Origin of the sequence: Streptomyces griseus, from assembly GCF_900460065.1 — a bacterium.
Classification (GTDB): domain Bacteria; phylum Actinomycetota; class Actinomycetes; order Streptomycetales; family Streptomycetaceae; genus Streptomyces; species Streptomyces griseus.
The window spans coordinates 156,948-174,315 of the sequence record NZ_UAVD01000038.1 but is presented as its reverse complement, the minus strand read 5'-3'; the positions used below and the strand labels follow the sequence as shown (position 1 = coordinate 174,315).

Sequence of the window (17,368 nt, the reverse complement as noted above, 5' to 3'; positions counted from 1 at the left end):
CGCGGGCGCCGCCGGGACCGGCGGTGACGAGCGCTCACCCGACCGCCGCTACGGCATCCTCCACCCACCCTCGATCCACCCGCGAAGGAGACCCATGACCGCAAAGCCCCCGGCCCAGGTCCACACCGGCAGCCACGATCTGCCCGTTCCGGCCGCCCTGGAAGCCTTCATGGCGGCCGACTGGGCGCCGTCCCCCCTGCCCGCCGGCGCCCAGGTCCCCGGCCGCGCCCTGCTGCCGGACCGCCTGGAGCGGCTGTCGGCCCGCTTCCCGGGCGAGCGGCTCGCCATACCCGCCGGGACGCTCAAGGTCCGCTCGAACGACACCGACCACCGCTTCCGGCCGCACAGCGCCTACGCCTGGCTGACCGGACTGACCGGGGAGGAGCAGCCCGACCACGTCCTGGTCCTCGAACCCTCGGGACCCGAGGGGCACGAGGCGGTGCTCCACGTCCGCCCCCGCTCCTCCCGGAACACCAGCGACTTCTACCGCGACCGCCGCTACGGCGAGTTCTGGGTCGGCCGCCGCCCCGACCTGGACGAGACGGCGGCGCTGACCGGGCTGCGCTGCGTTCACCTCGACGACCTGGCCAAGCTCCTCGCCGGCCCGCAGCCGCCGACCCGGCTGCTCGCCGGCGTCGACGCCCGGGTGGACGGCCTGCTGGCCGCCGGGGCCCACACCCCCGCGGGGGACGCCGAGTTGGACGCCGCGCTCGCCGAACTCCGGCTGCGCAAGGACGCCTGGGAGGTCGGCCAGCTCCAACTGGCCGTCGACCACACCGCGGCGGGCTTCGAGGACTCCGTCCGCGCCCTGCCCGACGCCCTGCGCCACCCCCGGGGCGAACGGTGGATCGAGGGCGTGTTCCAGCTGCGCGCCCGGAGCGAGGGCAACGGCACCGGGTACGAGACCATCGCGGCGGCGGGCGCGCACGCCTGCGTCCTGCACTGGATCCGCAACGACGGACCGCTCGACCCCTCCCAACTGCTCCTGCTCGACGCGGGGGTGGAGACCGACACCCTCTACACCGCCGACATCACCCGCACCCTCCCGCTGTCGGGCCGCTTCTCACCGGCCCAACGCGACGTCTACGAACTGGTGCTGGCCGCCCAGGAGGCCGCCATCGGCGTCCTGCGCCCCGGGGCCCGGTTCCGGGACTTCCACCGCGAGGCGATGCGGGTCATCGCCGAAGGGCTGCACGCCTGGGGCATCCTGCCCGTTCCGCCCGAGGAGGCGCTCGCCGACGACAGCGGCCTGTACCGCCGCTACACCCTGTGCAGCAGCGGGCACATGCTCGGCATCGACGTGCACGACTGCGCACGGGCCCGCGCGGAGACCTATCTCGACGGCGTCCTGGAAGAGGGCCATGTCCTCACCGTCGAGCCCGGGCTCTACCTCCAGCCGGACGACGAGACACTGCCGCCCGAGCTGCGCGGCATGGGCGTGCGGATCGAGGACGACCTGGTGATCACCGCGGACGGGGCGAAGCTGCTCTCCGGCGCGCTGCCCCGCACGGTCGACGGCGTCGAGGAGTGGATGGCCCGCCTGCTGGACAGCTGACGACGCCGCCCTCGACGAGCACCGTCCCCGACCGATGAGGCACCGCGCAACGTGACATTGTATAGTGCGGTGCCACATCATTGAAGGGGAACGCATGAGTGAGCTGAAGTCCCGCAAACTCATCTCGGTGCAGGAGCATCTGCGCGACCAGGTGGCGGGCGCCCTGCGTGCCGCCCTGATCTCGGGGGAACTCCAGCCGGGCGTGATCTACTCGGCGCCCACGCTCGCCGCCGAGTACGGCGTCTCCGCCACGCCCGTGCGCGAGGCCATGCTGGATCTGGCCCGCGAGGGCCTGGTCGAAGCGGTGCGCAACAAGGGGTTCCGCGTCACCGAGCTCTCCGAGCGCGACCTGGACGAGTACACCGAGATCCGCGCCCTCATCGAGATCCCCACCATCGGCCGCGTGACCCGCACCGCCTCCCGCGAGCAGTTGGAGGCGGTGCGTCCGGTGGCCGAGGAGATCGTGACCGCCGCGCAGAACGGCGACCTGATCGGCTACCTGGAGTCGGACCGCCGCTTCCATCTCGACCTGCTCGCCCTCGCCGGGAACGCCCGCCTGGTGGAGACCGTGGCCGACCTGCGCAAGCGCTCCCGGCTCTACGGGCTCACCGACCTCTCCCAGGAAGGGTCGCTGGTGGGTTCGGCGCGGGAGCACACCGCCCTCCTGGACATCATGATCGCGGGGGACGCGGAGGGCGCCGAGGAGCACATGCGCCGCCATCTCGCGCATGTGCGGACCCTGTGGGCGGCCCGGAAGCGGGAAGCCGAACGCGCCGCCCCGTCCCGCAGGCTCGGAGCGCGCTGAGCCCGGGTCGGGCCGGGGAGAAACGCGCCGGCACCCCGTCGGCGGGGCGCCGAACCGGGGCCCCGCCCCGGTGAACGCCCCGCCCGGCTCAGCTCGGTTCCGCCGGACCTCCCTCCGTCCTCTCCCCCGGCGAGCCCACCTTCCGCCGGAGGGCCGCGACCGCGACCACCAGGTCCTGCCAGCCCATCCCGCACGTCTTCACGACCAGCGGGCGGTCGGCCGGGGCGCCCGCCGCCGGACCGCGCGGATCCGCCAGGGTGACGAGGTCGTCCGGGGCGAGCGCGCCCTCGCCGATGGCCATGACGACGTCGCCCGCCTCGCGGAGGGCGGTCGCACGGCTCTCCACCAGGACGGTGGCACGCCCCATGAGCACGCTGTCGAGCTCCCGCGCGTCCGGTTCGTGCGAGCCGACCGCCAGCACCACCGCGCCGTCGCGCACCAGCCGCCCGTCGACCACCGGTACGCGCGCGGACGTCGCGGTGACGACGACGTCCGCGCGCCGCACCGCGGCCGCCGCTCCCCCGCGGACCGCCGTCGTGCGCCGGTCCGCCCAGCAGGGCACGGGCCCTTCGCTCCGGGTGACGACCACGACGTCGGCGACCGGGACATGGGCCCGTACGGCGGCCACGTGCCCCTCCGCCTGGGGGCCCGCGCCGAAGACCACCAGACGCAGCCCCCCGCCCCCGCCGGCGAGCGCGCGCAGCCGGTCCAGGCAGGCCGCGACCGAGACGGCGGGGGTGCGCAGGGTCGTCAGCGCCACCCCATCCAGCAGGGCCACCGGCGTCAGGGTCGCGCTGTCGTGCAGCAGATACGTGGCGTTGATCCGCCGCAGCCCGCGAGCGGCGTTGCCGGGCGCGACGGTGGCGGCCTTCACTCCGTACCAGCCGCCGTGCTCCGAGGGCATGAGCAGCCCCTGCCCGTGGGCCAGCGGGACGACCGCCCGCGGTGCGTCGCCGTCCGGATCGAGCCCCCGGGCCAGCGCCTCCCGGAGCGCGGCGACCGCGCCGTCCGGACCGAGCGCGAACACGTCCGCGGCGTCGAGCGTCACCGTCATCGCAGCACGAACCCGGGCAGGAGGGCGTCGTCGGGATCGACGGTGAAACGGCTCGTCCCGGTGGCGTACGCGGTTCCCGTCACGGCCGGGACGACCGCGGGGCGGCCGTGGACGGTGGTGGACCGCTCGATCCGGGCGCGGAAGACGGAGCCCACCACCGACTCGTGCCGCAACTCGTCGCCGGGGCGCAGCTGCCCGTCGTCGGCGAGGAGCGCCACCCGGGCCGCTGTGCCCGAGCCGCACGGGGAGCGGTCGACCTGGCCGTCCGCGAACACCGTGACGTTGCGGTGGTGCAGCAGCCAGGTGCCGTCGAGCCGTTCGACCGGGGCGCCGGCCTCCTCGGTGAACACCGTCCCGTAGACGCCGGACAGCCGGGCGTCCTCGGGGTGTTCGGCGGCGTGGGCCGCGTTCAGGGCGTCGCGGATCTCGCGGCCGGCCGCGACGAGCGCGGTGACGTCCCGGGGCCGGACCCGCAGGCCGAGCCGGTACGCGGGGAGCACGGCGTACATGGCGCCGCCGTAGGCGATGTCGACGGAGACCGTGCCCTGCGAGGTGGCCACCTCGACGCCGCGGGCGTGGACATGGCCGGCGACGTTGACGAACGTCACGTCCGCGACCCGGCCGCCTGCCGTGCGCACGCTCGCCGTGACGCGGCCGGAGGGGACGTCGATGACGACGTCCGTCGTGCCGTCGGCCGGCGCCGCGACCAGGCCGGTGGCGACCGCCCAGGCGCCGAGGGCGATGGTGCCGTGCCCGCATGCCGTGGAGAAGCCGTCCTTGTGCCAGAAGAGGGCGCCGAGATGGGCCCCGGCGTCGTCCGGCGGCACCAGGAAGGCTCCGTACATGTCGGCGTGCCCGCGCGGTTCACCGCACAGCAGGGCTCGGGTCCACCGCACCCCTTCGTCGGCCATGGCGGCCGTGCGGCGCTCGGCGACGGTGGGCCCGTGCCCGGTCACGGCCGGCGGGGGCGCGGTCACGATCCGGAACGGTTCGCCCCCGGTGTGCCAGTCGACCGTGTCGATCGGCCCGGTGTACGGGAGTGCCGTCCCGGCCGGCCCGGTGTACGGGAGTGCCGTCCCGGCGTACGGGTCGGAGGTCATACGGTGAATCCCGTCGGATAGGGGTCCGTGGGGTCGAGGAGATACTGCGCGGTCCCGGTGATCCAGGCGCGGCCGGTGACCGAGGGCAGGACGGCGGGCCTGCCGCCGACCGTGGTCTCGCCGAGGATGCGGCCGGTGAAGCGGGAGCCGATGAAGGACTCGTTGACGAAGTCCTGCCCGGCCTTCAGCAGCCCCCGCGCGTGCAGTTGGGCCATGCGCGCGCTGGTTCCCGTACCGCAGGGCGAGCGGTCGAACCAGCCGGGGTGGATGGCCATGGCGTGCCGAGAGTGCTCGGCGGTCGAGCCGGGCGCCTCCAGGTAGACGTGGTGGCAGACGTCGATCGCGGGGTTCTCCGGGTGGGCCACCGGGTTCCGCTCGTTGATCGCCCCCATGACGGCGAGGCCCGCCTCCAGGAGCCGCCCCTTCTCCGACCGGTCGAAGGGGATGCCGAGGTCCTCGGTGCGCACGACGGCGTAGAAGTTGCCGCCGTACGCCATGTCGTAGCGGACCGGGCCGAACCCCTCGACCTCGACGATCTGGTCCAGCGCGTGGCTGTAGGAGGCGACGTTCTCCAGGGTGACGGACTCGGCGCGGCCCTCGCGCACGGCGACCCGTGCGGTGACGAGACCCGCGGGGGTGTCGAGGCGGATCAGGGTCTCCGGCTCGACCGCCTCGACCATGCCCGTCTCCACGAGGACCGTCGCCACGCCGATGGTGCCGTGGCCGCACATGGGCAGGCAGCCGGAGACCTCGATGAACAGCACGCCGAAGTCGGCGTCCGGCCGGGTCGGGGGCTGGAGGATCGCTCCGGACATGGCCCCGTGCCCGCGCGGCTCGCACATGAGCAGGGTGCGCAGTCCGTCGCGCTCCGCGATGAACCGCTGCCGTCGCTCGGCCATGGTCGCCCCCGGCAGGACACCCACCCCGCCGGTGACGACCCGGGTCGGCATGCCCTCGGTGTGCGAGTCGACCGCGTGGTAACAGACCGTGGAGCGCACGTCAGTTCACCCCGGCGTCGATGAGGGCCTGGGTGGCGGCGCGGACGACGGCCTCGGTCTCCGGGTCGAGGGCCTGCCGGGGCGGGCGGCAGCCGCCGCCGGTCCGGCCGATCATGTCCTGGCCGAGCTTGATCGCCTGGACGAACTCGGTCCTGCTGTCCCAGCGCAGTACGGAGTGGAGCTGCCGGTAGAGCGGGAGCGCGGTGGCGAGGTCGCCGGCCAGCGAGGCGTTGTAGAGGTCGAGGCAGGCGCGCGGAAAGACCTGGGGGTAGCCGGCGACCCAGCCCTTGGCGCCGGCGACGCCGACTTCCAGGAGGGTGTCGTCGGTGCCGACGATCAGGTCGAGTCCGGGGGCCAGCTCGTTGATGGCGTAGCAGCGGCGGACGTCGCCGGAGAACTCCTTGACGCCCACGATGAACCCTTCGGCGTGCAGCTTGGCCAGCAGCTCCGGGCGCAGGTCGACCTTGGTGTCGATGGGGTTGTTGTAGGCGGTGACGGGGAGTCCGGCGGAGGCCACCATCGCGTAGTGCTCCAGGACGGCGCGGTCGTCGGCCCGGTAGGCGTTGGGCGGCAGGCACATGACGGCCTGGCAGCCGGCGTCCTTGGCGAACCGCGCGTGCCGCCTCGCCTCGATCGCGCCGTACGCCCCGACGCCCGGCATCACGGTGAAGCCCTCGGGGGCGTTCGCGACGGCGGTCTCCACGACGCGGTCGCGCTCCTCGTACGTCAGGGTCTGGTACTCGCCCAGCGAGCCGTTCGGGGCGACGCCGTGCAGGCCCTGCTCGGCGAGCCAGGCGACGTTGTCACCGAAGGCGCCGTGGTCGACGGCGTGGTCCGGGCCGAACGGGAGGCTCGTCGCGACGATGACGCCGTGCCAGGGCATGCGGGTGGGAAGGGAGGTGCGGTCCAGGTCCATGGGAACTCCTCAGGTGTGATCGGAGGCGGGCTCGGCGGAATCGGCGAGCGCACCGAGAGTGACGGGGGTCGCGACGAGCCGCTCGGCGGGGGTGTACGGCTGGTCGCGGGCGGCGACGAGGCAGTGGACGGCGGGCCCGCACATACGGCCCTGGCACCAGCCCATACCGGCTCTGGTCAGCTGTTTGACCTGCCGGTGGTCGGCTGCCGCGTCGTCGGCGCGGGCGGACCGGACCGCCCCCGCGGTGACCTCTTCGCACCGGCAGACCGGTGTGTCGTCGGTCAGCCACGCGGGCCAGGCCGGGGGCAGGGGGTGCGCCCGTGCCATCGCCCGTGCGAAGGCGCGGTGCCGGGCCACGGCCCGGTGGTCCGCGGCCGGGCGGCGGGTGCCGGGCCGCCCGGGGGCGGCGAGGTCGGTGAGCACCGAGACGGCGGCGAGGCGGCCCTCGCTCACCGCGAGGGCGGCCCCGCCCACGCCGCAGGTCTCGCCGGCCGTGTACAGCCCGGGCACCGTGGTGCGCTGTCCGTCGTCGACGGCGGCGGCCATGGTGCCGTCGCCCGCGTCGGCGAGGTCGCAGCCGAGCGGGAGGAGCAGGTCGAGTTGGGGGACGAAGCCCCAGCCGACGCCCACGGTGTCGGCCTCGATCCGGCGCTCGGTGTCCGGGAGCGGGCGCCCGGCGGCGTCCAGGGCGGCGGTCCGCACGACGGCGACCCGCCCCCGCGTTCCTTCCGCGCCGACGATCGCGGTGCGGGTGCGGACCGGGACGCGGTGCCGGGCGAGGGTGGCCGCGTACCGGGCGCCCTCGGCCCACTTGGCGGGGTTGCGCAGCAGCGCGCCGGGGTGGCGCAGCCAGGCCGAGGGGGCCGCCGCCTCGCACACGGCGACGACCTTCGCCCCGTGCGCGGCGAGGGCGGCGGCGACCGGCAGCAGGAAGGGGCCCGTGCCGCCGAGGACGACCCGCCGTCCGGCGACGACTCCCCCGCCCTTGAGGAGCGACTGGAGCCCGCCGGCGGTGAGCACTCCGGGCAGGTCCCAGCCGGGGAAGGGGAGTTGGCGGTCGTAGGCGCCGGTCGCCACCAGCAGCGCCGGTGCGCGCAGCACGACGGCCCGTTCCTCGGGAGCACGGCCGCGGTCCACGGCGTGGACGGTGAAGCCGTCCTCGTCGCGGGCCGCGGTCCACACGTGGTGGTTCAGCAGCAGCGTGAGCCGTCCGGTGCGTTCGTGGGCGGAGAGGGCGGCGCACAGCGCACGGTAGGCGCCGAGCCCGTGGTGCAGACCGTCGGTCGGCACGGCCTCGCGCGCCGTGAGCGGCGGGTGGCGCCAGAACTGTCCGCCCGGGGCGGCGCCCGAGTCGACGAGAACGACCCGCAGCCCGCCGTCCAGGGCGGTGACGGCGGCGGCCATGCCGGCCGGTCCCGCGCCCACCACCACGAGGTCGCGGGGTTCGCCCGGCGCCACGGGGTCACGGACCTCGGGAGTCGTCCCGGGGCCGCGGGGCTCACTCATCGTCGGCCTCCCCGGTCGTGACGGCCATGCCCGCGCGGGCCTGCACCAGGCAGGCGCGCTGCCCGCGCGTTCCGTCGACGGTCACCAGGCAGTCGTAACAGACGCCGATCCCGCAGAAGATCCCCCGGGGCCGCCGCCCCTCCCGGGTGGTCCGCCAGGCGACCCGGCCGGAGGCGACGAGCGCGGCGGCCAGGGTCTGTCCCGCGACGAACGGCAGTGGTTCGCCGTCCACGGTGAACACGGTCACTGGGGCACACCTCCGGGGGCGAGGAATCGGTCGGGCAGGAGGCCGGTGTGGGCGGCCGGATCGGCTCCGCGCCACGGGCGGCCGAGAAGATGGGCGGTGACCAGGGCGCCGGTTCCGGGGGCGAGGCCGATGCCGGCGCCCTCGTGGCCGCACGCGTGGATGACACCGGGGACGCGGGGGTCGGGGCCGATGACGGGCAGGTGGTCGGGGCAGTACGGCCGGAAGCCCCGGTAGGCGCGGATCAGGTGGACGCCGCGCAGGAACGGGAAGAGGCGGCACGCCTGGGCGGCGAGCGTCGCCACCACGGCCGGGTTCATTGAGGTGTCGAAGCCGACGCGTTCGCGGCTCGCGCCGATCAGGATCGTGCCCGCGCGGGTCCCCTCGACGACGCACGAGGTCTCCAGGCCCTCGTCGCTGGAGGCGACGTTGGCCACGTAGTCGGCGGAGTAGACCTTGTGCCGGATCATCGGGGGCAGTGGCTCGGTGACGAGGACGAAGCCCCGACGGGGCAGGATCTCGACGGGCGCTCCGAGCCGGCGGCCGACCTCGCCGCCCCAGGTGCCGGCGGCATTGACCACGGCGTCGGCGGGCAGCACCGCGCCGTCGGCGGTGCGCACTCCGGTGATCCTGCCGTCGGCCCCGGTGACCGCGCCCGCGGCCTCGCCGGTGTGCGTCCGTGCCCCGTGCCGGACCGCGGCGCGCAGCAGTGCGGCCGCCGCGAGAACGGGCTGCACCTGGGCGTCCTCGGGGTAGTGGACGCCGCCGGGGAGGCCGGGAGCGCTGTGGGGTTCGAGGTCGCCGACGTGCTCGACGGCCTCGGTGCGCACGCCCGCGGCCGTCTGGCGCGCGGCGAACGCGTGCAGGGCCCCGAGGGCTTCGGGGGTGCTCGCGACGACCAGGCCGCCCTTGGCCTCCAGCTCCAGGGATTCCGGCCCGAGTTCCTCCCCGGCCCGGTCCCAGAGGTCACGGCTGAGCCGGGCCAGCTCCAGTTCGGGGCCGGGCTCCTTGTCGGAGAGGAGGATGTTGCCCTCCCCCCGGCTGGTGGTGCCCGCGCCGACGGGACCACGGTCGAGGACCGTGACGCCGAGCCCCGCCGCGGCGGCGTGGAACGCGCACGCGGCGCCCACGATGCCCGCTCCGACGACGACGACTTCCATGGCCGCTCCTTAGTGCAATGTCACATGCCATTGCTTAGGCTATACATCCGGACGACCCGAGGACAACGCCACCGCCCCGGTGACTTTCAGCCGGGCACCCGACGACGGCACGCCGCCCACCGGCGCGCACAGGGAGACGCATCGCTGTGAACCCGACCGAGAACCCGCCCCTGCCCGGGGACCCGCACCCGGACCGGCCCGCCCCCGCGCCCCTGACCGGACACGAACCCCCGACCGGGAAAGCACCGTTGCCCGGCCACGCACCCCCGGCAGGCACCGCCCCCCTCACCGGGGACGCACCCCCGCCCGGGAACGCACCCCCGCCCGGGCATGCGCCCCTGACCGGGCCCCCGCCCCCGACCGAGCCTCTGCCCCTGACCGGCCACTCGCTCCTGGCCGGTCGCGAGGTCCCCGGCACCGGGGACGCCTGGTACGCGGTCGCCGCCGCGACCGGCGAACCGTTCGGCCCCCCGCGCCGGGACGCCTCGACGGAGCAGGTCGCCGAGGCGGCCCGGCTCGCAGCGGCGGACGCCCGCGCCTTCCGCGCCCTGCCGCCCGAGCGGCGGGCGGCGTTCCTCGACGCCTGCGCGGAGGAGATCGAGGCCCTCGGTGACGTCCTGACGGCACTCGCCGCCCGGGAGACCGGGCTCCCGCCGACCCGGCTGACGGGCGAACGGACCCGCACCTGCGGGCAGTTGCGCCTCTTCGCCGACCTCGTCAGGAGTGGGAGCGCCCTCGGTGCCCGCATCGACTCCGGCCCCTCGGGCACGGACGTACGGCTCCGGCGGGTCCCGCTCGGCCCGGTGGCCGTGTTCGGGGCGAGCAACTTCCCGCTGGCGTTCTCGGTCGCGGGCGGTGACACCGCGTCCGCGCTCGCCGCCGGCTGCCCCGTGGTGGTCAAGGCGCACCCCGCGCACCCGGGCACCGGGGAGGCGGTGGCCCGCGCCGTCTCGGCCGCCGCCGCGCGCACCGGCATGCCGGCCGGCGTGTTCTCCCTGCTGGTGGGCCGGGGCCACGACGTCGGGCTCGCCCTGGTCGGCGACCCGCGGATCGCCGCGGTGGGGTTCACGGGCTCCCGGCCCGGCGGGCTGGCGCTGATCGCCGCCGGCCGGGCGCGCCCGGTGCCCGTGCCGGTCCACGCCGAGATGTCCGCGGTCAATCCCGTGATCATGCTCGACGGGGCCCTCGCCGAACCGGAGGCCGCGGCCGACGCGTATGTGGCGTCGCTGACGGCCGGCGCGGGGCAGTTCTGCACGAACCCCGGCCTCCTGCTGCTGCCGGCCGGACCTGCGGGCGACGCCTTCCTCTCCGCCGCGGCCCGGGCCGTGAAGGCCGCGGCGGGCCAGGTCATGCTGACCCCCGACATCGCCCGGGCGTACACCGAGGGCGTACGGCGGTGGGAGGGCGTCCCCGGCGTACGGGAGGTGGCCCGGGGCGCGGCCGGGGCCGGCCCGTACGCACCGGCCCCCGTCGTCCTGGCCTGCGACGCGGCCACGTACACCGCGCACGAAGATCTCTCCGGCGAGGTATTCGGCGCGGCGGGGCTCGTCGTGCGCTGGTCGGACACGAACGAACTCCTGCGCCTCCTCGTGGAGTTGGAAGGCCAGCTGACGGCCACCCTGCACGCGACGGACGCCGACCGTCCGACGGCCCTCGAACTGCTGCCGGTGCTGGAGGAGCGGGCGGGCCGCGTCCTGTGGGGCGGCTGGCCCACCGGCGTCGAGGTCTGCCACGCGATGGTGCACGGGGGGCCGTGGCCGGCGACGAGTTCGCCCGGAGCGACGAGCGTCGGCACCCTCGCCGTCGAGCGCTGGCTGCGCCCGGTCTGCTACCAGTCCTTCCCCGATGCCCTCCTGCCCTCCGAACTGCGCGACGGCAACCCGCTGGGGGTTCCCCGGCAGACGGGGGCGGTGCTCACCGCGGGATCCTGAACTCCGGCAGCACCAGCGCCTCGTGGGCCGGCCGCCCCTCCGCCGGGGGCGGCAGGGCGCCCAGTCCGCGCAGCAGGGCGTTGCGCCGCTCCAGCCCCCGGGCGGTGGTCGGGAAGAGGGTGGCGTCGCCCTCGCCGACCTGATCCTGGTTCAGGGTCACGAACGCACGGGTGTCGCGCTCGTAGGCGGCGAAGCCCGCGGTGTGGTCGCGTTCGGCCGCCAGGGAACCGGCGAGCATGTACGCGCCGACCAGGGCGAGGCTGGAGCCCTGGCCGGTGAGGAAGGAGGGCGCGTACGCGGCGTCGCCCACCAGCGCGACCCTGCCGCCGGACCAGCGGGGCATGCGGATCTGGCTGACCACGTCGAAGAACAGGTCGTCCGCTTCGCGCAGCGCGGCGAGCATGCCCGGGACCTCCCAGCCCGCGCCGACGAAGACCTCGGCGACCAGGTCCCGTTGGGCCGTCGGGTCACGGAACGCGTCGAGCGGCGGTTCCGCGCGGGCGAAGGTGAGGAAGCCGTGCACATCGCTGTCGTCGCCCACGGCGTACAGCACGGCGGCCCGGCCCGGGGCGTTCCACATCGCGGTCTCGCGGACGAGCCCGAAGGTGTTGCGCAGGGTGAACCCGGCGAAGCAGTGGCCGAGATAGCGGTGGAAACGCTCCTCGGGCCCGAACAGGAGCGCGCGGGTGCGCGAGTGCAGTCCGTCCGCCCCCACCACGAGGTCGAACGTACGGACACCTCCCCCGCGGAAGGTGACGTCGACGCCGCCGCGGTGCTGGTCGAGGGTGTCGACGGAGTCGTCGAACAGGAACTCCACCTCGTCCCGGACGGCCTCGTGGAGGGCGTCGGCCAACACCCCGCGGCGCACCTCCAGGTCCCTTCCCGCGACCCCGCCGGTGACGGCGTGCGGGTCGACCGATGCCACGTGGGAGCCGTCCTCGTCGAGGAAGGTCAGCCGGCGCAGATCGACGTGCGCGTCCCGCAGCCGCGGCAGGAGCCCCATCCGCCGGACGACGTCGAGCGCGGTGCCGCGCACGTCGACGGGATAGCCGCCGTCGCGGACCGCGCCCGCCTTCTCGACCACCGTGACCGCGAATCCGTGGCGGTTCAGCCAGTACGCGAGGGCGGGCCCCGCGATACCGGCCCCCGAAACCAGGACCGTGCGCCCGGGTGCGGCGGGCCCGGTCACCGTTGTGTCGTGACGGGTCATTCCTTGACTCCTTTGTTCAGGGTGCGGACGACGAGCAGGGACAGCACGGTGACGGCTCCGGCCAGGACGAAGCCGAAGACGTAGGCCGATTCGGCCGGGAGGTCGGACCCGGCGGGGGTTCCGGCGGTGAGGATCGCGCCGCTGATCTGGACCCCCACGGCGAAGCCGATCACGCGCGTGACCAGGACCAGACCGGTGGCGATGCCGGTGTCACCGCGGTCGACGGAGGTGGCGGTACCGGTCACCGTCGCGGTGACGCAGAGCCCGTTGGCCAGCGCGATCAGCGTCTTGCCGACGACGAGGTGCCAGACCTCGGTGTGCACGGCCGCCAGGCCGAACAGGCCGACGGCCATGATGAGGATCCCGGCGGTGACCACGGCCCGCGAACCGAACCTCCGCACCCCGAAGCCGCCGAGCGGCCCGGCCAGCGAGGCGGCCACGGCCCCGGGCAGCAGGAAGAGGCCGATGTGCGTCGCGCCGGCCCCGAACCCGTACGCGTCGGCGTCCACCGCGAACAGCGCCGGGACGAGGTAGGCCGCCACCGACGTACCGACGCAGATCGTGAACGTCAGCACGCACGCCTTCCACACCTCGGGCCGCGCCACCATGCGCAGATCGACCACGGGCGAAGCGGCGCGACGTTCGACGGCCACCCATCCGCTCGCGAGGCAGGCGAGCAGCGCCAGGAGGGCGAGGAGTACGAGGGGCCGCGCGAGGATCTCGGGCGCCAGCGCCAGGACGAGCATCAGCGTGACGAGCGTTGCCCCCAGCAGGACCAGGCCCGGCCGGTCGATCCCGGCGCCGCCCGACCGGCGCGGCGGATCCTCGGGCATCAGCCGGCGCACCAGCGCGGTGGCCCCGATGACCGCGAACGTCGGCAGCGCGAACATCCAGTGCCGGGACAGCCCTTCGGCCACCGGTCCGGCCGCCAGCGTCCCCGCCATCGTGCCGGCCACGAACAGCCCGCTGACCACCCCGATGGCCACCTTGGACCGGCCCTCGGGCAGGTGTTCGCGCACCAGGATGAACGACAGGGGCAGCGCGCCCACCATCGCTCCCTGGAGTATCTGGCCGAGCAGCAGCACCGGCAGGTTCGGCGCCAGGGCGGAGACCAGACCCCCCGCGCAGACCACCGCCATCAGCCGGACGAGGACCCGTTTCCCGCCGTAGCGGTCGCCTAACTTCCCCGCCACCGGCGTGATCAGCGCACCGGTGACGAGGAGCACGATGCTGAGCAGCGCCCCTTCGGCGTGGCTCATGCCCAACTCGCGCCGCAGCAGCGGGAGCGTCGGCGTCACCACCGATTCCAGCGCGCCGGTGGCCAGCGCCAGGAAGCCGAGGGCCCGGACGGCGCCCCTCCCGATACGGAGCGGAGGGGCCGAGGTCGTGGTCATGGAGGTCCTTTCCGTCACGGCCCGGCGGAACGGTGCCGACCGCGCACGGAGGAACGCGCACGGCGCCCACCGGACCGCAACTACACTACACCGTGCAGTGTAGAACGGTTACGATGAGCCCATGCCGACCACCAAGACCCTGCGCGAGGGGTCCACACGGAAGCGGGCCGCCATCCTCACGGCGGCCCGGGAACTGTTCCTCGCCGACGGCTTCGACCGCTCCAGCGTCGACGCGGTCGCCGCCCGGGCGGAGGTGTCCAAGCGGACGGTCTACGACTACTTCGGCGACAAGCGCACCCTGCTGCGGGCGGTCGTCGACTCGGTCGGCCAGTCGCTGGTCACCACGGTCCGGCGCACCCTCGACGACACCCTCCCGGAACCGGCCGGAGCCGCCGAACTGGAGGACGGCCTGGTCGCGTTCGCGATGCGCATCGCGACGGACATGCTCGGCTCGGCGGAGTACACGACCCTGCAACGCCTGGTCCGGACGGAGTCCGGCCATCTGCCGCAGCAGGACTACAACCCCATGGCGGACACCCCCGACGAGGCGATCGCCGAGCGGTTCGCGGCCTTCGCCGAGGCCGGGCTGCTCGACGTCCCCGACGCCCGGCTGGCCGCCGACCAGTTCCTGGCACTGACCTTCGGCGTGGCACTGGACCGCCTCGGCTCCGCGAACGCCGCGCAGGACCCCCGCGTACGCCCGCTCGTCGTCGAGGGAGTGCGGACGTTCCTCCGCGCGTACCGGGCGGACCGGGGCGCGGGCGGCACCGCCTGATCCGTCGGAAGCGGGCAGCACCGCCTCATCCGGCCGAAGCGGTCGGCACGCCGTCGGGCGGGCGGTCGCGGATGCCGCTGGACGGGAACCGAGCGGGCCGCGCGGACATTCATGGGTGTGAAGTCTTCACTGAACGAGCGGATTCGATCCGGCGAGCGCGAGGCGTTCGCCGAGATCTTCGATCAGCATGCGCGCGTGGTGTACGCGCACGCGATCCGGAGTACGGGTGACTGGGCCGCCGCCGAGGACGTGATGTCCCTGACCTTCCTCGAAGCCTGGCGGCTGCGCCACAAGCTCCACGGCGATGTGGGCAACGTTCGGGCCTGGTTACTGGGCATCGCCACCAACGTGCTCCGGAACTCGGCGAGGACGGCCCGGCGGCACAGCCGGGCCATGGCCCGGCTGCCGGCGTCCGAGGACGCGCAGGACTTCGCCGACGAGGTCGTCGGTCAGCTCGCCGACGCGCAACGCCTGGCAGCGACGGCGAAGGCGCTGAGCCGCCTCAAGCGCAGCGAGCGCGAGGTCTTCACCCTCGTCGTCTGGTCCGGCCTGAGCTACGCGGCGACCGCCGAAGCGCTCGGGTTGCCGACGGGAACGGTGCGATCACGCCTCTCGCGCGCCCGGACGAAGCTGCGCCGTTTGGTGGAGGCCGAGTTACGGGCGGACGTCACCGCCGCCCCGATCGCCGAGCCCGGCAACCGGCGCGGCACACGAGGCCCCGCACCCGAGGTCGCGGACGCATACCGGAGGAACACATGACGGACCCCCGCGAAGGCGCGGAACTGACCGAGACCCGGAAGGAGTTCCCGCCGCCCTCCTCCCCCCGGCCCCGCCCCGGGGTGGTTGAGCTGCACCGGCGGATCCTCCTCGCGGAGATCGACCGCACAGGTCCGGACGGGCACCGGAGGGCTCGTACGAGACGACGGGCCGCCGTCGCCCTGGCCACCGCGGCGGTCGCCTCCATCGCGACCGTCACGGTGGTGCTCCTGGACTCCGCCGCTCCCCCGGCGCCGGGCTCCGAGCCCGCTTCGCGCGCGTCGGTACGGCTCCTGGACCGTGCGGCACGCGTGGCCGCCGCAGGGCCCGCCCACTCCCCGCGCGACAGCCAGTTCGCGTACGTCAAGGTCACCGGCCACACCACCTCGCTGTCGGAGACCCCGACCGGGGGGATGAAACGGACTAGGGAGGACGAGAGCTACGAACAGTGGACCTCCGTGGACGGCAGCAGCCGTACGCTGCAACGGGACAGAGGCGCCCCCGGGACACTGCTGGAAGCCCCGGGGAAGGGCAGCTTCAGCTCACCGACCTACCGCTTCCTCGCCGGGCTTCCGGCCGACCCCGGGGAAGTCCTCGCGGCCATCTACCGTGAGGCGAAGCTCAACCACGGGGAGGGCTCCGGCTCCACCACCGGTCCGGACCAGGAGGCCTTCGTCATCATCGGCGACCTGCTGCGCGTTTCGGTGGCGCCACCGCAGGTGACAGCGACCCTCTACCGCGCGGCAGCACGGATTCCCGGCGTCGTCGTGGTCCCGAGCTCCGTGGACGCCGCAGGCCGTCGGGGTGTCGCCGTGGCCCGCGCGCACGACGGGGAGCGAACCGAGTGGATCTTCGACCGGGAGACCTCCCGGCTCCTCGGCGAACGAACCGTGCTGCTCGAGGACTCCGCCTGGGGCCGAGCCGGAACAGCGGTCGACGCGACGGCCATCATCGCCGGCGGCTTCACGGACGAGCCGGGCGAAAGACCTGCGGAACCCCTCGACGGAGGATGGGAGAAGGGAGCGCCCCCCGAGTGACGAGGCCCGCCCTCCGACGAACCGCGCCACTCCGACAGCAGGAAGCGTTCCCTCCCATGACCGCACGCCGCACCCGCCCCGGACTCACCGGACGCACCGGACGCACCGGACGCACCGGACGCACCGGCACCGAAACGCCCCCGGCCCTGGATGTCCCACCGTTCAAGCTCTCTCTCGTCAGAGCGGTCTTCAAGGAGGTGACCTCGATGCACCTCTCCAGGCCGGCGGCACAGGCCGCCGCGTCGGTGACGCGAACGGTCCTGACCGAGATCATCGACGGCGCGAGGAGATCGGCGGCCCACGAAGCACGGAAGAAGCTGCTCCCCCGGGACCTCCTCGCGGCGCTCGACCGGAACGTCGAACTCGAGGTGGGGATCGGGTGGTACGACCACAGCCCGACGTTCCGAGGCCTGACCGGTGGCCCGTACGACGCCGACGGCGCCCCGGTGACGTCTCCCGAGCGCAGCAGATCACGCAAACCGAGCCCCTTGGCCGGCGCCCACAGATTCGAGTCCGGGGTGAGGAGAATCCTGCGCAGCCGGGGTGCGACGGCCGCCCCCGTGCTGCTGCGCGACCTGGACGGCATAGCGAGCACGTTCCTGACGGACCTCGCCCGGGACGCGACCAGAGCCGCCCGCGAGAGCGCGCCAACCCGTTTCGGTACGGTCACCCTGGTGGCGTCGGGCGAACCGGCCCCGCCCCCGCCCCTCATGGATCCTCCCCGGCCCCCGTCCGCTCGCGGAGGAGACCGGCGGACCATCCGCAAGGACGACGTCCTGACCGCCGCCACCTTCCAGCTGTTCGGCGGCAACCTCAGACACCAAGCCCTCAACGAGGCGCACAGGGCGACGGAGACCGCCTCGACCGCCTGAACGCCCCCAACTCAGGATCCGTGAACCCGCTGGACCCCTTCCAACTCCACGAGTG

At 74.5% G+C, this 17,368-nt stretch carries 16 protein-coding genes; 7 read left to right on the top strand and 9 right to left on the bottom strand.

The genetic code is table 11. From position 1 onward, the window contains the following. Positions 1-94 precede the first annotated feature (94 nt). A complete protein-coding gene (locus DTB53_RS27860; protein ID WP_012378670.1) occupies positions 95-1,555 on the top strand; it encodes an aminopeptidase P family protein in 1,461 nt (486 codons plus the stop codon). Positions 1,556-1,649: 94 nt separating this feature from the next. Continuing rightward, a complete protein-coding gene (locus DTB53_RS27855) occupies positions 1,650-2,360 on the top strand; it encodes a GntR family transcriptional regulator (RefSeq protein ID WP_012378671.1) in 711 nt (236 codons plus the stop codon). Positions 2,361-2,448: 88 nt separating this feature from the next. Here the strand turns inward: DTB53_RS27855 and DTB53_RS27850 are convergent, their stop codons facing one another. From DTB53_RS27850 to DTB53_RS27820, 7 genes are read right to left on the bottom strand one after another with little or no spacing between them, the layout of a single operon-like run. Next, the gene (locus DTB53_RS27850) at positions 2,449-3,414 is read right to left on the bottom strand and encodes an ornithine cyclodeaminase family protein (protein ID WP_012378672.1); all 966 of its coding nucleotides are present in this window, start codon (positions 3,412-3,414) and stop codon (positions 2,449-2,451) included. Then, a complete protein-coding gene (locus DTB53_RS27845) occupies positions 3,411-4,514 on the bottom strand; it encodes a proline racemase family protein (RefSeq protein WP_012378673.1) in 1,104 nt (367 codons plus the stop codon). The genes DTB53_RS27850 and DTB53_RS27845 overlap by 4 nt, the downstream gene beginning before the upstream one ends. Next, entirely contained in the window at positions 4,511-5,512 is a 1,002-nt protein-coding gene (locus tag DTB53_RS27840) for a proline racemase family protein (protein ID WP_012378674.1), read from the bottom strand. The genes DTB53_RS27845 and DTB53_RS27840 overlap by 4 nt, the downstream gene beginning before the upstream one ends. 1 nt (position 5,513) lies before the next feature. Further along, positions 5,514-6,428: a dihydrodipicolinate synthase family protein gene (locus tag DTB53_RS27835; protein WP_003965666.1), complete on the bottom strand. Its 915-nt coding sequence runs from the start codon at positions 6,426-6,428 to the stop codon at positions 5,514-5,516. Between the two features lie 9 nt (positions 6,429-6,437). After that, positions 6,438-7,934, bottom strand: coding sequence for an NAD(P)/FAD-dependent oxidoreductase (locus DTB53_RS27830; protein WP_012378675.1), 1,497 nt, complete (start codon positions 7,932-7,934; stop codon positions 6,438-6,440). Further along, complete coding sequence (locus DTB53_RS27825; protein ID WP_012378676.1) at positions 7,927-8,181, bottom strand: (2Fe-2S)-binding protein; 255 nt, start codon at positions 8,179-8,181, stop codon at positions 7,927-7,929. Before DTB53_RS27825 ends, DTB53_RS27830 begins: the two co-directional genes overlap by 8 nt. Continuing rightward, a complete protein-coding gene (locus DTB53_RS27820; protein WP_003965670.1) occupies positions 8,178-9,338 on the bottom strand; it encodes an NAD(P)/FAD-dependent oxidoreductase in 1,161 nt (386 codons plus the stop codon). Before DTB53_RS27820 ends, DTB53_RS27825 begins: the two co-directional genes overlap by 4 nt. Before the next feature lie 146 nt (positions 9,339-9,484). Between DTB53_RS27820 and DTB53_RS27815 the strand changes: the two genes are divergently transcribed. After that, positions 9,485-11,269 (top strand): aldehyde dehydrogenase (NADP(+)), encoded by a 1,785-nt coding sequence (locus tag DTB53_RS27815; RefSeq protein ID WP_012378677.1) that lies wholly within the window; start codon positions 9,485-9,487, stop codon positions 11,267-11,269. Here the strand turns inward: DTB53_RS27815 and DTB53_RS27810 are convergent. Then, positions 11,253-12,479 (bottom strand): FAD-dependent monooxygenase, encoded by a 1,227-nt coding sequence (locus tag DTB53_RS27810; protein WP_012378678.1) that lies wholly within the window; start codon positions 12,477-12,479, stop codon positions 11,253-11,255. The genes DTB53_RS27815 and DTB53_RS27810 overlap by 17 nt on opposite strands. Continuing rightward, positions 12,476-13,873: an MFS transporter gene (locus DTB53_RS27805; protein ID WP_012378679.1), complete on the bottom strand. Its 1,398-nt coding sequence runs from the start codon at positions 13,871-13,873 to the stop codon at positions 12,476-12,478. Before DTB53_RS27805 ends, DTB53_RS27810 begins: the two co-directional genes overlap by 4 nt. A gap of 121 nt (positions 13,874-13,994) precedes the next feature. Between DTB53_RS27805 and DTB53_RS27800 the strand changes: the two genes are divergently transcribed. From DTB53_RS27800 to DTB53_RS27785, 4 genes are all read left to right on the top strand, one after another. Continuing rightward, entirely contained in the window at positions 13,995-14,648 is a 654-nt protein-coding gene (locus tag DTB53_RS27800; protein WP_003965675.1) for a TetR/AcrR family transcriptional regulator, read from the top strand. Positions 14,649-14,759: 111 nt separating this feature from the next. Beyond that, complete coding sequence (locus DTB53_RS27795) at positions 14,760-15,407, top strand: RNA polymerase sigma factor (protein WP_012378680.1); 648 nt, start codon at positions 14,760-14,762, stop codon at positions 15,405-15,407. Further along, the gene (locus DTB53_RS27790; RefSeq protein ID WP_012378681.1) at positions 15,404-16,441 is read left to right on the top strand and encodes a CU044_5270 family protein; all 1,038 of its coding nucleotides are present in this window, start codon (positions 15,404-15,406) and stop codon (positions 16,439-16,441) included. Before DTB53_RS27795 ends, DTB53_RS27790 begins: the two co-directional genes overlap by 4 nt. A gap of 56 nt (positions 16,442-16,497) precedes the next feature. Then, a complete protein-coding gene (locus DTB53_RS27785) occupies positions 16,498-17,313 on the top strand; it encodes a histone H3 family protein (RefSeq protein WP_012378682.1) in 816 nt (271 codons plus the stop codon). Positions 17,314-17,368 lie beyond the last annotated feature (55 nt).